Origin of the sequence: Arthrobacter sp. SLBN-122 (assembly GCF_006715165.1) — a bacterium.
Lineage (GTDB): Bacteria > Actinomycetota > Actinomycetes > Actinomycetales > Micrococcaceae > Arthrobacter.
The window spans coordinates 120,746-134,262 of the sequence record NZ_VFMS01000001.1 but is presented as its reverse complement, the minus strand read 5'-3'; the positions used below and the strand labels follow the sequence as shown (position 1 = coordinate 134,262).

At 68.4% G+C, this 13,517-nt stretch carries 13 protein-coding genes; 7 read left to right on the top strand and 6 right to left on the bottom strand.

Features of this window, described 5'->3' with window-relative positions; genetic code table 11:
- Positions 1–119: 119 nt before the first annotated feature.
- Both FBY36_RS00630 and FBY36_RS00625 read right to left on the bottom strand, forming a co-directional pair.
- Positions 120–947, bottom strand: a complete 828-nt coding sequence (locus FBY36_RS00630; RefSeq protein ID WP_142116879.1) for an alpha/beta fold hydrolase — start codon at positions 945–947, stop codon at positions 120–122.
- A gap of 84 nt (positions 948–1,031) precedes the next feature.
- Positions 1,032–2,429 (bottom strand): amino acid permease, encoded by a 1,398-nt coding sequence (locus tag FBY36_RS00625; RefSeq protein ID WP_142116878.1) that lies wholly within the window; start codon positions 2,427–2,429, stop codon positions 1,032–1,034.
- Positions 2,430–2,735: 306 nt separating this feature from the next.
- Between FBY36_RS00625 and FBY36_RS00620 the strand changes: the two genes are divergently transcribed.
- The 5 genes from FBY36_RS00620 to FBY36_RS00600 are packed head-to-tail and all read left to right on the top strand — an operon-like array spanning position 2,736 to position 8,615.
- A complete protein-coding gene (locus FBY36_RS00620; protein WP_142116877.1) occupies positions 2,736–3,446 on the top strand; it encodes an NUDIX hydrolase in 711 nt (236 codons plus the stop codon).
- Positions 3,443–4,747: a quinolinate synthase NadA gene (nadA, locus tag FBY36_RS00615; RefSeq protein ID WP_142116876.1), complete on the top strand. Its 1,305-nt coding sequence runs from the start codon at positions 3,443–3,445 to the stop codon at positions 4,745–4,747. The genes FBY36_RS00620 and nadA overlap by 4 nt, the downstream gene beginning before the upstream one ends.
- The gene (locus tag FBY36_RS00610; protein ID WP_142116875.1) at positions 4,747–6,531 is read left to right on the top strand and encodes an L-aspartate oxidase; all 1,785 of its coding nucleotides are present in this window, start codon (positions 4,747–4,749) and stop codon (positions 6,529–6,531) included. The genes nadA and FBY36_RS00610 overlap by 1 nt, the downstream gene beginning before the upstream one ends.
- Entirely contained in the window at positions 6,524–7,441 is a 918-nt protein-coding gene (nadC, locus tag FBY36_RS00605; protein WP_142116874.1) for a carboxylating nicotinate-nucleotide diphosphorylase, read from the top strand. Before FBY36_RS00610 ends, nadC begins: the two co-directional genes overlap by 8 nt.
- A 7-nt stretch (positions 7,442–7,448) precedes the next feature.
- Positions 7,449–8,615, top strand: coding sequence for a cysteine desulfurase family protein (locus FBY36_RS00600; protein WP_142116873.1), 1,167 nt, complete (start codon positions 7,449–7,451; stop codon positions 8,613–8,615).
- 17 nt (positions 8,616–8,632) lie between these two features.
- Here FBY36_RS00600 and FBY36_RS00595 read toward each other — a convergent pair whose 3' ends face one another.
- Together FBY36_RS00595 and FBY36_RS00590 are read right to left on the bottom strand one after the other, a co-directional pair.
- Positions 8,633–9,121, bottom strand: a complete 489-nt coding sequence (locus FBY36_RS00595) for a GtrA family protein (RefSeq protein WP_142116872.1) — start codon at positions 9,119–9,121, stop codon at positions 8,633–8,635.
- Positions 9,122–9,207: 86 nt separating this feature from the next.
- Positions 9,208–9,870, bottom strand: coding sequence for a DUF1684 domain-containing protein (locus FBY36_RS00590; protein ID WP_142116871.1), 663 nt, complete (start codon positions 9,868–9,870; stop codon positions 9,208–9,210).
- Positions 9,871–10,065: 195 nt separating this feature from the next.
- Here FBY36_RS00590 and FBY36_RS00585 point away from each other — a divergent pair, with 195 nt between their 5' ends.
- Together FBY36_RS00585 and FBY36_RS00580 are read left to right on the top strand one after the other, a co-directional pair.
- Entirely contained in the window at positions 10,066–10,893 is an 828-nt protein-coding gene (locus tag FBY36_RS00585; RefSeq protein ID WP_142116870.1) for a hypothetical protein, read from the top strand.
- A gap of 71 nt (positions 10,894–10,964) precedes the next feature.
- Positions 10,965–11,771, top strand: a complete 807-nt coding sequence (locus FBY36_RS00580; protein ID WP_142116869.1) for a transglutaminase-like domain-containing protein — start codon at positions 10,965–10,967, stop codon at positions 11,769–11,771.
- Between the two features lie 74 nt (positions 11,772–11,845).
- Here FBY36_RS00580 and FBY36_RS00575 read toward each other — a convergent pair whose 3' ends face one another.
- Positions 11,846–12,313 (bottom strand): MarR family winged helix-turn-helix transcriptional regulator, encoded by a 468-nt coding sequence (locus FBY36_RS00575; RefSeq protein ID WP_142116868.1) that lies wholly within the window; start codon positions 12,311–12,313, stop codon positions 11,846–11,848.
- The gene (locus FBY36_RS00570) at positions 12,313–13,422 is read right to left on the bottom strand and encodes an LLM class flavin-dependent oxidoreductase (RefSeq protein ID WP_142116867.1); all 1,110 of its coding nucleotides are present in this window, start codon (positions 13,420–13,422) and stop codon (positions 12,313–12,315) included. Before FBY36_RS00570 ends, FBY36_RS00575 begins: the two co-directional genes overlap by 1 nt.
- Positions 13,423–13,517 lie beyond the last annotated feature (95 nt).

Below are 13,517 nucleotides of genomic sequence, written 5' to 3'. Positions count from 1 at the left end.
GTGCCCTGCCCGTTCCGCAGCGGCCGGCGTTTTCCGGAACGCCCGGACGGCCAAGGCCCGGACGGAGGGGTACCCGAACAATCCGCGCCTGAATGGGCGTACCTGGACGGGCCCGTGCCCTAGGCGGCCAGGAACGAGATGGCGGCCTGTTTGAAGGCCCTGCTGGTGATGGCGTTGGTATGGTTCCGGCCCGGGAGGACCAGCTGTTCGGGCATGGACCCGGCCCCGCGGGCCAGTTCGGCGAGCTTGGGCAGGATGCCGGCGCGCTCGTCCTTGTCCCCGGCCACCAGCAGCATGGGAACGTGGGGGACTGCCTCGGCGGGGTCGTAGGGCTCGGCCTTGATGGCTTCCACCAGGGACAGCAGCGCGAAAATGTTGTTGCTCGGCAGCAGCAATGCCATCTTCAGGAGCTGGGCTGTCGATTCGTCCTGGATCGGCGTACCGTCCGCCAGGTAATCCTGGGCAGCCCGGAGGTCGAACGCGGCCAGGGGATCGGAGTCGTTGGGCCCGCCAAGCACCAGCCGGTGCACCAGTTCGGGCTGGGTTGCGGCGAACTCCCAGGCGAGCCGCGATCCCAGCGAGTAGCCCACCACGTCCAGCCCGCTGGAAGGATCGCCTTCCTGGAGGGGGCGTGTGCCGGCGTCGAACGCTGCCTGGAGCAGGTCCGCCCTGATCCGGCTGGGGGAGTAGGAGTCGCGGTCCTCCGGCGCGCCGCTGCGGCCGTGGCCGGGAAGGTCCACGGTGATAACCCGGCGGCCGGCGTCAAGCAGGGCGGACACCCAGCCGGTGTCCTCCCAGTTGAGCTTGGACGAGGAGGAAAAGCCGTGCAGCAGCAGGACAGGCCGCAGGCCGGCATCGGTTGCGGGGTCATGGACTGCCACGAACAGCTGGGGGTCGGTCCCTTCAACGGTGTGCGCGTGCTGCTGTCCGGTGTGCCTGCCGCTCATGGTGTCAGTTCCCCAATCAGGTTCGGCGCCTGGGGCGGGGGCCCGGCGCGTCGGTGCGTCTTCCTTGGAAAGGTACGCACCACTCTACCTGCTGGCGGCCCGGCTCCTGCTGGTGAGGCGGGCCCCGGCGGCACACGCCAGCGCGATGCCGGCGATCAGTGCGAAGGTGCTGAACAGCTGCACACGGCTGCTCTCCGCGCTGAAGCCGACGGCGAATATAAGGCCCAGGAGGACCAGGCCCAGGATGGTGAGGGCGGGGAAGCCCTTCATCCGCAGGGGAAGCGGGATTCCGTCCCGGTCGGCCCGCCGGCGCAGGATCAGCTGGGAGACCAGCGCGCTGCCCCAGACCACCAGGCACGTTGAGCCCACCAGCTGGAACAGGGCAGGCAGGATCCGTTCCGGAAACAGCAGCTCCAGGACCGTGGCAACGAAGCCGAAGGCCACCGATACCGCCACCGAGGGCAGGGGAACGGCCGCGCGGTTGAGGCGGGTCAGGACCCGCGGCGCTTCACCCCGCTGCGCCAGGGAGTAGGCCATGCGGGAGGCGCCATAGAGGTTGGCGTTCAGTGCCGAGAGGAGCGCGACGACGGCCACCAGGGTGATGGTGGTGGAGGCGCCTGGGATCCTGGCAGCGTCCAGGACGCCGGCGAAAGGCGAGGCAAGGCTCTTGGACGTCGCCGGGAGGACGGCGGCGATGACGAAGACGGAGCCGATGTAGAACACCAGGATGCGCCACACCACGGTGCGGATGGCCTTTCCCACGCTGCGTTCAGGGTCCTCGGTTTCGGCCGCGGCCACCGAGACGATTTCCGTCCCGCCGAAGGCGAAGATGACTACAAACAGGGCGGAAGCAACCCCGCCCAGGCCCTGGGGAGCAAAGTTTTCAGTGAGGTTGCCGGCACCGGGGGAGGCGACGCCGGGCAGCAGGCCAAGGAGCAAAGCGGCGCCGACGGCCAGGAAGAGCACGATGACGGCGACCTTGAGGATGGCAAACCAGAACTCGAACTCGCCGAAGTTCCGGACGCCGGCCAGGTTGATGCCGGTGAACACCACCATGAACAGCAGTGCCAGCGCCCAGACCGGGACCACGGGCCAGACGGAGAAAAGCAGTCCGGCGGCACCCAGTGCCTCGGCGGCGATCACCACCACCAGCTGCAGCCACCACAGCCATCCGATGGTGGCGCCGGCGGTACGGCCAAGGGCCCGCTCGGCGTAGACGGAGAAGGCCCCGCTGGCCGGGTTTGCGGCCGCCATCTCGCCCAGCGCCCACATCACCAGGATGATCAGTGTTCCGGCCACAAGGTAGGAGATGAGGACTGCCGGCCCGGCTGCCTGGACCCCGGCGCCCGATCCGAGGAACAAGCCCGCACCAATGGCGCTGCCCAGCCCCATCATGGTGAGCTGGCGCGGTTTCATGCTGTGGACGGTTGTGGTCCTCGGCGGGAGTGTGGCGGACGCGGTCCGGTCAGACTTCATCGTCATTTGGCAGTGCACCTTCTGGGGGCTGGTTCGACGGTCCGGTCCGAATGGTCCGGGGGATCCTTTTGGGACCTCTTGAATTTACCGCTTCCGCGAGCGGGCCAAAAACGGAAGGGGGCCCCTGCGGTGGGACCTGGCACGGCAGCGGGAGCGGTGTCATTGGCCGTGCCGTGCCGCAGCTAACCAGAAGGTCGCAGAAACATTTCCCATTCCGTCGACGAGCGCCGTAGAATTAGTTTTGGTCAAGTTGACCATAACTCTGAAGAACCGCCGGGGCGGGCACGATGAGCACGACGGAAGGCGGTGGACGTGTACTACAGCTCGGCAAATGTTTCCGAGCGGCAGGCCGCGCCGCCGTCGCTCGCCATCTCCACGGTGATCTTCGCCCTGCGGCCAAGTGAAACCTCCGGCCGTCCCACGCTCTGGCTGCCCTTGGTGCGCCGCATCCGCGAACCCTTCAAGGGACTGTGGGCGTTGCCGGGCGGGCCCCTCAGCCATGAGGAATCCCTCCAGGACGCCGCGGCGCGGAACCTGCGGGAGACCACGGGTCTCGCACCCCGCTACCTCGAGCAGTTGTACGCCTTCGGCGGCCTGCACCGCTCACCCACCCAGCGGGTGGTCTCCATCGTGTACTGGGCCCTGGTCCAGCCGACGGAAGCCGCCCTGGCGGACGAGTCCGAGAACGTCAGGTGGTTCCGCGCGGACCGGCTCGGCGAACTGGCCTTCGACCACAACGCCATCGTGGACTATGCGCTCTGGCGCCTGCGCAACAAGCTGGCCTACGGCTCGGTGGCGTACCACCTGCTGGGCGAGTACTTCACCCTGGCCCAGGTCCGTGAAGTCTATGAAGCCGTCCTTGACCGCCAACTCGATCCGGCCAATTTCCGCCGGCAACTTAAATCGACCCCGGAAATCGAAGAAACCGGGGAATACCTCCAGGGCGGCAAACACCGTCCACCCCGCCTCTACCGCTACACCGGCCGGCCAGGCCTTGACCCAGACAACAGGAGCACACCATGAGCAGCGTCAACACGGCAATCCAGCTGATCACGCGCGAACAGGCCGAAAAAGGCGCAGCAGCTGAACGCAGCACCTGCAGCCCGGCTCTGGCCAGGGGCCCCTGGGACTACGACCTGGCCGAGGCGCTCGCCGGTGTCCCCGCTTACGGTCCGGGCGCGTCCAGTGCCGACCCCGCCCCCGCCACCACCCCGCGCCAGGGCCAGCTCCCCGAAGAGTACAAGCTTGCCGGCGACGCCGAGCTCGGGGAACGGATCAAGGCCGCCAAGGCCGCGCTGGGCGAACGGGCCGTCATCCTGGGCCACTTCTACCAGCGCGACGAAGTGATCCAGTACGCGGACTTCGTGGGTGACTCCTTCCAGCTCGCCAACGCGGCACTCACCAAGCCGGAGGCCGAGGCCATCATCTTCTGCGGCGTCCACTTCATGGCCGAGACCGCGGACATCCTTTCCACCCCGGAGCAGGCGGTCATCCTGCCCAACCTCGCCGCCGGCTGCTCCATGGCAGACATGGCGGACACGGACTCCGTGGAGGACTGCTGGGAGCAGCTGGCGGAGATCTTCGGCACCGAGCCCGACGCCGAGGGCCGGGTACCGGTCATCCCCGTCACCTACATGAACTCCTCCGCAGCCCTGAAGGCTTTCTGCGGCGAGCGCGGCGGCATCGTCTGCACCTCCTCCAACGCCCGGACCGTCCTGGAGTGGGCCTTCCAGCGCGGCCAGCGGGTGCTGTTCTTCCCCGATCAGCACCTGGGCCGCAACACCGCCAAGGCCATGGGCGTGCCCCTCGAGCAGATGCCAATGTGGAACCCGCGCAAGGACCTCGGCGGCAACGACGAACAGGCCCTGCTGGACTCCCGCGTCATCCTCTGGCACGGATTCTGCTCGGTGCACAAGCGCTTCAACGTGGCCCAGGTCGAGAAAGCCCGCGCCGACTTCCCCGGCGTGCAGGTCACCGTGCACCCGGAGTGCCCCATGGAAGTGGTGGACGCCGCTGATTCCGCCGGCTCCACCGACTTCATCAAGAAGGCCATCGCAGCAGCCACGGAGCCCACCACGTTCGCCATCGGCACGGAAATCAACATGGTGAACCGGCTTGCCGCCGAATACCCGCAGCACACCATCTTCTGCCTGGACCCGGTGATCTGCCCGTGCTCCACGATGTACCGCATCCACCCCGGCTACCTGGCCTGGGTCCTGGAGGAACTGGTGGCCGGCCGCACCGTCAACCGCATCACGGTGGACGACGACGTGCAGGCCAACGCCAGGACGGCGCTCGAGCGCATGCTCGCTGCGAGGCCCTGATGAGCCGGCGGCTCGCCGTGGTGGGAAGCGGCATCGCGGGGCTCTACGCGGCACTGCTTGGCGCGGAGGCCGGCGCCGACGTGGTGCTGCTGACCAAGGGCGTCCTGGAGCACAGCAACACTTGGTACGCGCAGGGCGGCATTTCTGCCGTACTCGCCCAGCCCGCCCCGGGGGACACCGTTGCCGCCCACATCGCCGACACCCTCCGGGCCGGGGCGGGGCACTGCAACGAGGCTGCCGTCCGGCTCATGTGCACTCAGGCGCGGCAGGACATCGCGGGCCTCCAGCGCTACGGGGTGGCCTTTGACGCAGGCCCCAGGGAAGCCCAGGGGGACGGGAGGCACGACGGCGGCCCTGCCCTTGGGCTCGAAGCAGCGCACAGTGCCGCCCGCATCCTGCACGCGGGAGGGGACGCCACGGGCGCGCGCGTCGCCGGCGCGCTGATCCAGGCTGTCCTGTCCCGGCGGGACGAAGGAAAGCTCACGCTCCTCACGCATGCCCACGCCACAGCCCTCACCACCGCTGAAGGGCGCGTGGTTGGGGTCCAATACCTCCATGGCGGCCGCCACGCCAGCCTGGACGCTGACGCCGTCCTGCTCGCCACCGGGGGAACAGGCCAGCTGTTCGCCCAGACCACCAACCCTGCAGTGGCCACCGCCGACGGGCTGGCGCTCGCCGTCCGCGCCGGCGCAGCCACCGCAGACCTCGAATTCTTCCAGTTCCACCCCACCTGCCTGGTCAGCTCCGCCACCGTCCACCCGGCCCGGCTGGACGGCCCGCTGCTGATCTCCGAAGCCGTCCGCGGCGAAGGCGCCGTCCTGCTCGACTCCAACGGCCGCCGTTTCATGAAGGCCTACCACCCCGACGCCGAACTGGCACCCCGGGACGTCGTCTCCCGCAGCATCGCCCTCCACCTCGCCAAACTCGGAGACCCCAACGGCCACGTCTACCTCGACGCGCGCGCCATCGAGCAGGCCAGGGGCTCCGGCTTCCTCCAGCAACGGTTCCCCACCCTCACCCGCAAGACCCTCGACGCCGGCATCGACTGGACCCGCGAACTGGTCCCCGTCGCACCCGCCGCCCACTACTGGATGGGCGGGGTACGGACCGACACCCACGGACGCACCACCGTCCCCGGCCTCTACGCCGCCGGTGAAGTTGCGTGCACCGGGGTCCACGGGGCTAACCGGCTGGCCAGCAACTCCCTCCTCGAGGGACTCGTCTTCGGCCGCCGCGCTGTTGAAGCTTTTCTCTCTGGCCCTGCCGGCTCCTTCGCTTGGGTGGCGCCTGACGGCGCTCCTCCGCTCGCTGTCTCGGCCGCGGGCGGCCTCCCCTTGACGCTCGCTTCCGGAGCACCCTCAGGCGCCGATGGTCACTGCGGCTTGGGTGCCAGCTGGGAGAGGCAAACAGCGGCCGGGTCTGTTGTCTCGGGCGGGAATTGGCCGTCTTACTCCGGTGGGAATGGAGGTCTGGAAGCTCCGTTCTCCCGGGACGCTCTTCGTCGGCTCATGACCTCGCACGCCGGGGTGCTGCGCTCCGGGGAGCTGTTGCTTGAGGCCGCTGCCACGCTTGACCGGTGGGCCGCCGTCGTCCGTCCTGATGCCGACCGTTCCTCCGACCCCCTGGTGCATGAGGACCGGAACCTCCTGTTGGCTGCGCAGCTGCTGGTCGCCGGAGCCCTTTGCCGGCCTGAATCCCTTGGGGCGCACTACCGCAGCGACGGGCCCGTCCACGCCGAAGCCCCTTACCCTCCACGCCCGAAAGCGAGCCTGCTCCATGACTGAACCCGCCGTGATCGACCAGGCAGCCACCCTGCGCCCCGCACTTGACCTCACCCTTCCGGCAGCACCGGTCAGGGAGATCCTGGAACGGGCCTTCGCCGAGGATGCCCCCTCCGGCGACATCACCTCCCAACTGCTCATCCCCGCCCAATCGCGCGCCACAGCAGTCCTCAATGCCCGCGTCCCGGGCGTGCTCAGCGGCGCGACCGTGTTCCGCGACGCGATGCAGCTGGTGGACCCCGCCACCCAGGTGGAGCTGCTCGTGGCTGACGGGGAAATGTTCGACGCCGGGACGCACCTTGCGAGGGTCAGCGGCAGCGCCCGCTCGGTGCTGATGGCCGAACGCGTGGCCCTCAACCTGGTCCAGCGGATGTCCGCCATTGCGACGAAGACTGCCGAATTCGTCCGGCTGGCGGAGGGGACCCGGGCCCGCATCACCGACACCCGCAAGACCACGCCGGGCCTGCGCATCCTGGAACGTTTCGCGGTACGGTGCGGCGGCGGCTCCAACCACCGGTACAGCCTCTCCGACGCCGTGCTGGCCAAGGACAACCACCTGGCCGTGATGACCGGGGGAGACCCCGCAAAGCTCACCGGCCTCCTGCTGGCCGTCAAAGCCCAGCTGGGGCACACCACCCATTTTGAGGTCGAGGTGGACAGCATGGACCAGATCGAACCCGTCCTTGCCGCCGGCGTGGACACCATCATGCTGGACAACTTCACCGTGGCGGAGCTGAAGGCCGGCGTGGCCCTCGTGGCCGGACGCGCCCGTGTGGAAGCCAGCGGCAACGTCAACCCCCGCACTGTCGCGGCCATAGCCGGCACGGGCGTTGACGTCATCTCCGTAGGAGCACTGACCCACACCGTGGCCGCGCTGGACCTGGGCCTCGACGTCGAACTGACTGCCGGGTGAGCCCGCCGTGATCTTCCTTGACGCAGCCGCCACCACCCCCGTCCGCCGTGAAGTGCTGGACGCCATGTGGCCCTACCTCACGGGCGCATTCGGGAACCCGTCCAGCCACCACACCCTCGGTGAGGCGGCAGCCGCAGCGCTCGCGGGGGCGCGGGCAGCCGTTGCCGGTGTCCTGGGCTGCCGGCAGGGCGAGGTGGTGTTCACCTCCGGGGGAACGGAAGCGGACAACCTGGCCGTCAAAGGCATTGCCCTGGCCCGGCAGGCCGCCAACCCGGAGTTGAACCGGGTGGTGATCAGCGCCGTCGAACACCCTGCCGTGGAGGAATCCGCGCGCTACCTCGAGCGCTTCCACGGCTTTCTGGTGGATGTGGTGCCGGTGGACGCCACCGGCCGGGTGACGCCCGATGCCCTGGCCGGCATCCTGCGCCGGGAGACCGCGCTGGTCAGCATCATGTACGCCAACAACGAGGTAGGCACCATCCAGCCCATCGCCGCGCTCGCCGACCTGGCCCACCGCCACGGAATCCCGTTCCACACGGACGCCGTCCAGGCCGCCGGCTGGCTGCCGCTGGATACCAAGGCCCTGGGCGTTGATGCCATGAGCATCTCCGGGCACAAGCTGGGGGCGCCCAAAGGCTGCGGCATGCTTTTCGTCCGGAGCCGCACCCGGCTGGAACCGGTCATCCACGGCGGCGGCCAGGAACGCGGCCGGCGTTCGGGAACGGAAAACGTGGCCGGGGCGGTAGGCCTGGCCACCGCCCTCACGCTGGCCAGGGACCGGCAGCCGGAGCGGCAGGCAAGGGTGGCAGCCCTGCGGGACGGGTTCATCGGTGCGGTGATGGGCGCGGTGCCGGACGCCGTGCTGACAGGCCATCCCACCGAACGGCTGCCGTCCGTTGCCTCCTTCTGCTTCCCCGGAACCAGCGGTGAGTCCCTGCTCCTGGAGCTGGAACGGCACGACGTGGTGTGCTCCAGCGGTTCGGCCTGCGCTGCGGGCTCGGATGCGCCGTCGCCCGTGCTCACCGCACTGGGAATTACCGCCGAAGTGGCGCAGACCGCCGTCCGGTTCAGTTTCGACGCGTTAGTGACCCGGGAGGACCTGGACATGGCTGCGGACGCGGTAAGGTCCGCCGTCGCCAGGGTCAGGAACCTCGGCGCAGGCCAGGCCCGCTGACGGGCCGGGCGGCCGGGTCAGCGGTGGCGCGCGCGGCGGAATATCCAGTGCCGCAGCATGCTGAAGCGCACCGCCGTGGCCAGGAAGCCGGACAACGTGGTGGCCAGCAGTTCGTCCCCCACGGTGGCATCCGGATTGAACCAGTGCAGCACGCCCAGGCTGCTGCCGGTGATCACCAGCGCCACGGCGATCACCACCAGGCCGTTGAAGTGGTCACGGGTACGGCGCTGCTGCCCGGCGATCTTGAAGGTCAGCCGCCGGTTCAACGCCGTGTTCAGCAGTGAGGTGAGGACCAGCGCCACCGCGTTGGCCAGCTGGGCGCCGAGCCACGGCCGCAGCAGCGCGTAGAGGCCGAGCGATGCCGCGGTGCAGATGACGCCAACACCGGAGAAGCGGATCAGCTGCCGGATGACGGGAAAGCGCAGGATCCCCCGGTAGTGCCTGGTGGCAGGAAGGCGCCGGGGCGTGGTTTCCTGCACAGCGGCTGCGGACGGTTGCTCCGTCATCCGGCGGCCCCGGCTGCACGTTCAGTGCCGCGGGCAGGCAGGAGTAAGGGGTTGCGGGCAGGGCGCCCGGTACAAACCGCCATGGGTCAGTACAGCTCGCCTACAGGGATTTCCACTGCCAGCCGGTTGGAGGGCCCGGGCAGCGGGCAGGCCCAGGCCTCGTTGTAGGCACAGGAGGGGTTGTAGGCAAAATTGAAGTCCAGGACGAACGTGGCACCGGGGCCCGTGCCGTTGACGCCGTGGAAGGCGCCCTTGATGGTGTCCAGCAGGTAACGGCCCGCCCCATAGGTTCCGCCCGGCTGTCCGGCCGTGGCATCGCGGAACGGAACGAAGATACCGCCGCCGTACCCGTGCAGTTTCCACACCCCGAGCTGTCCCATTTCCGGCAGGTCGAACGTCCCCAGCCGGACAAAGTGGACCACCCCGTCGGTGGCGGTTTCGACGCTCATCTCCCGGCCCGCGCCCTCTTTCGTCAGGGGGACGTGGAACCGGTAGATGGGATCGTAATCGGCAGTCTTCAGCCCCGAGAAGCGTGCCTTGTCCGCGGCGGTCAGCGCCGAAGCCGGGTGGGTGCCGAACATCAGGTCACGCTGGTGGCGCCAGTACGAGTGCGCCTCTGACGGGCTCTCCACCGCGAACTTGCGGACGTTGTCATAGAGCGCGAAGGTCCTCAGCCGCCAGTCGGCGATGTCCAGGGCGGAGATATCCGCCGGGTTGTCTTCGGCTGCGCCGTGCTGCTCTTCCGCCATAACGTCCAGCCTAGTCCCAGGCCGGGGTGGTAGACGCCCGACGGCGACACGCCGGGATGGGTGCCCACCGTCGGGGACGGCTGGAGGGCTTGGAGGGGTCCGTCCCGGCAGGCGCATGATGCACCCCTTCCAGCGTGCATGAAACACCAGTGCGCCAGCCCGGGGAGCAGCCGCGGCACTACTAGGCTGGCTTCCATGACAGGCAAGGCAGCAGTGACCGCCCTTTCCCGGACGTCCCTGGCGGCGGCGGTGTTCCTGCTGGCGGGATGCTCTGGATCCCCGGCCGGCCCGGGATGGACGGCGCAGCCCACATCATCCGTTGCGGCAACCTCCGGATCTGCAGCGCCCGGTCCAACGCCGGGAACGGCATCGGCCTCGCCCGATTCTTCCGGCAGTGTCCAGGACTCCCCTTCCGCGACATCCGGCGAACCCCGGGGTGTTGCCACCGCGGCTTCCTGGAAGACGTTCTCCGACCCCGCAAAAACCGTCAGCTTCGACCTGCCTGCGGACTGGATCGCCCAGTCCGTGGCGCCGGAGGACGGCGTGCTTCCCGGCGGAATGAGGGTGGAGGTCAAGAAGCCCGATGGAACTTTTGTTGCCGCGCTCCGCACCGGACTGCCGCCGTCGTCCGCTGATTGCCCGGAAAGCGCACGGCACCCCTACACGGTGATCAGCAGCGTACCCTTTGATCTTCCCGCCCAGGGCGGGGAGGGGACCGTCCCGCCACGCATGGTCTACCGGGTAATCCAGGGCTACCGCTACTTCGGTTCGTACGGAATCACCAACCTGGTGGGCGGAACGAATGGGCAGGCGTGCGAGCTGCGCAATGTGGTGCGGGGTCCGGCCGGCAAGGGCGACTACTCGTTCGGGGACCTGGTGAACCTCAAGGCCTTTGCCCCGGATGAGAAAGTGGCGCCGGCGAAGGCCTTCGACACCCTTGGCCAGGCCGCCCAGTACGTCAACGAAAGCCCTGACTTCGCCAACGTCCAGCGGATGCTAATGTCGCTGAAGGTCAAAAACTAGTCCCGCCGCCGGCACTCACAAGTGCGGGGCAGGCGCGGCTCGCCTTCCGCCCCCAACACCCCCGGAGAAACATGGAACGCTCTGTTTCCGCACGCCTGGCCTTCAGGACCATCGCCAACACCAAGGTGGCCATGGCCATTGCCGTGGCAAGGAACAGCGGCTACTCATCCTTTGAGGAAGCCCTCTCCGTCACGGCCGGCGGGGCAGAGGTGCCACTGACCGAGGTTTCGGACCACCACGGCGGCCGGTTCCACTACATGGAGTTCGCCGAACCCACCGACGTCACCGTGGAATACTCGGCCACGGTAGCCGGCCGCGCTGTCCCCGAAGACGCCAGCCTGGCCGACCGGATCCGCTATGTCCGTCCCAGCCGCTACGCCGAGTCGGACCGGCTCCTGCCTACGGCCTACGCCGAGTTCGAAGGGGTCCAGGGGGCGGACCTGATGCAGGCCGTCCGCAACTGGGTTAATTGTGAGCTCCGATACATCAGCGGCTCCTCCCGCGGCACGGACGGTGCGGTGGAGACCCTCCTCAGCAGGCGCGGCGTCTGCCGGGACTTCGCGCACCTGGCCATCGCCCTGCTCCGCTCCAAGGACATCCCTGCCCGGCTGGCGGCCGTCTACGCACCGGGCCTGAGTCCCATGGATTTCCATGCCGTGGCCGAAGCCTACGTGGAGGGAGCGTGGCACATCATCGACCCCACCGGGCTTGCGCCGCGGGAGTCGATGCTGCGCATCACCGCCGGCAGGGACTCGTCTGACACCGCCTTCCTGTCCACGGTGGGCGGAAGCCTGGTGCTGAACCAGTTGCGTGTCACCGCCGTGGTCAACGGCGACCTCCCGGTCGAGGATCCCGCCCAGCTGGTGGCGCTGGGCTGACTTCCCGGCCCGGCTTGTTCTCCCGCGTTGACGGGTCCGCCGGCCGGCTCTCCCGCCGGCCGGGCAGCCGCCTGCTACTTGGGAAGGGGGCCCAGCGAGCTCCGCAGCTTGTCCGTGAGCCGCATCAGTTCCTTTTGCTCCGCGGCCGTCAGGGCAGGACCCACCAGCGCCGAGATGTCCCGGACGTGCTCGCGGCCGATCTCCTTCTGCAGTTCCCGCCCCTCGTCAGTCAGCTTCAGCAGGATGCCGCGGCCGTCCCCTGGGGCCGGCATCCGGGCAACGAGTCCGCGCTTTTCGAGCCGCTCAACCAGCCTGCTCAGGCTGGACTGGCTCAACAGCACATTGTCGTTGAGCTCGTTGAGCCGAAGCCAGCCGGACGGACACCGGGAGAGCGTGAACAGGACATCGTATTCATTCACCGCCAGCTTCCGGAACGCGCGCCCGGACTGCAGCCTGCGCATCACGGCAACCTGGGCCCGGAACAGGGACTCCCATGTTTCGGCGGCCAGCCGCACCGGTGATTCCGATCCTCCCGCAGCCATCACGCCTCCGCGGCGGCTTTGTCGGCGTCCTGCGGGGCCAGCAGGGCGGCCACGCGGCCGGCATGGGTGGGCGGTTCGGGAACGTGGGCCGGCTTGAGGGCCCCGTACTCCCTGCGGAGGACGGGCAGGACCTCCTCGCCGAACAGGTCCAGCTGCTCCAGGACGGTCTTCAGCGGCAGCCCGGCATGGTCGATCAGGAACAGCTGGCGCTGGTAGTCGCCGAAGTACTCCCGGAAGGTCAGGGTCTTTTCGATGACTTCCTGCGGGCTGCCCACGGTCAGCGGGGTCTGGGAGGTGAAGTCCTCCAGGGACGGGCCGTGGCCGTACACGGGGGCGTTGTCGAAGTAGGGCCGGAACTCCTTGACGGCGTCCTGTGAGTTCTTCCGCATGAAGAACTGCCCGCCAAGGCCCACGATCGCCTGGTCCGCCTTGCCGTGCCCGTAGTGTTCGTACCGTTCACGGTAGAGGCCGATCAGCTGCTGGTAGTGCTCCTTGGGCCAGAAGATGTTGTTGGCGAAGAAACCGTCACCAAAGTACGCGGCCACCTCGGCGATCTGCGGGGTGCGGATGGAGCCGTGCCACACGAAGGGAGCCACGCCGTCCAGGGGCCGGGGTGTGGAGGTGAAGTTCTGCAGCGGGGTGCGGAACTTGCCGGACCAGTTGACCGTGTCCTCATCCCACAGCTTGCGCAGGAGGCTGTAGTTCTCGATGGCCAGCTCCACGCCGTCCTGGATGTTCTTGCCGAACCACGGGTACACGGGGGCGGTGTTGCCGCGGCCCAGGACCAGGTCCACGCGCCCGTCGGACAGATGCTGGAGCATGGCGAAGTCCTCGGCGATCTTCACCGGGTCATTGGTGGTGATCAGCGTGGTGGCCGTGGAGAGGATGATCCGTTCGGTCTGGGCCGCAATGTACGCGAGGGTGGTGGTGGGGGAGGAAGAGAAGAAGGGCCGGTTGTGGTGCTCGCCCAGGGCATACACGTCCATGCCGATTTCCTCGACCTTTTTGGCAATGGCCACCGAGGCCTTGATGCGTTCATGCTCGGTGGGGGTGCGGCCCGTGGTGGGGTCCTTGGTGATGTCGCTGACGCTGAAAACACCGATCTGCATGGCGTGCCTTTCCGTTGCTGGGCTTGGCTCCAGTATAGGCCAATATAGATGCATTTGCATCTATCGCCGGATACAACGCCGCCGCGCCGGAAATA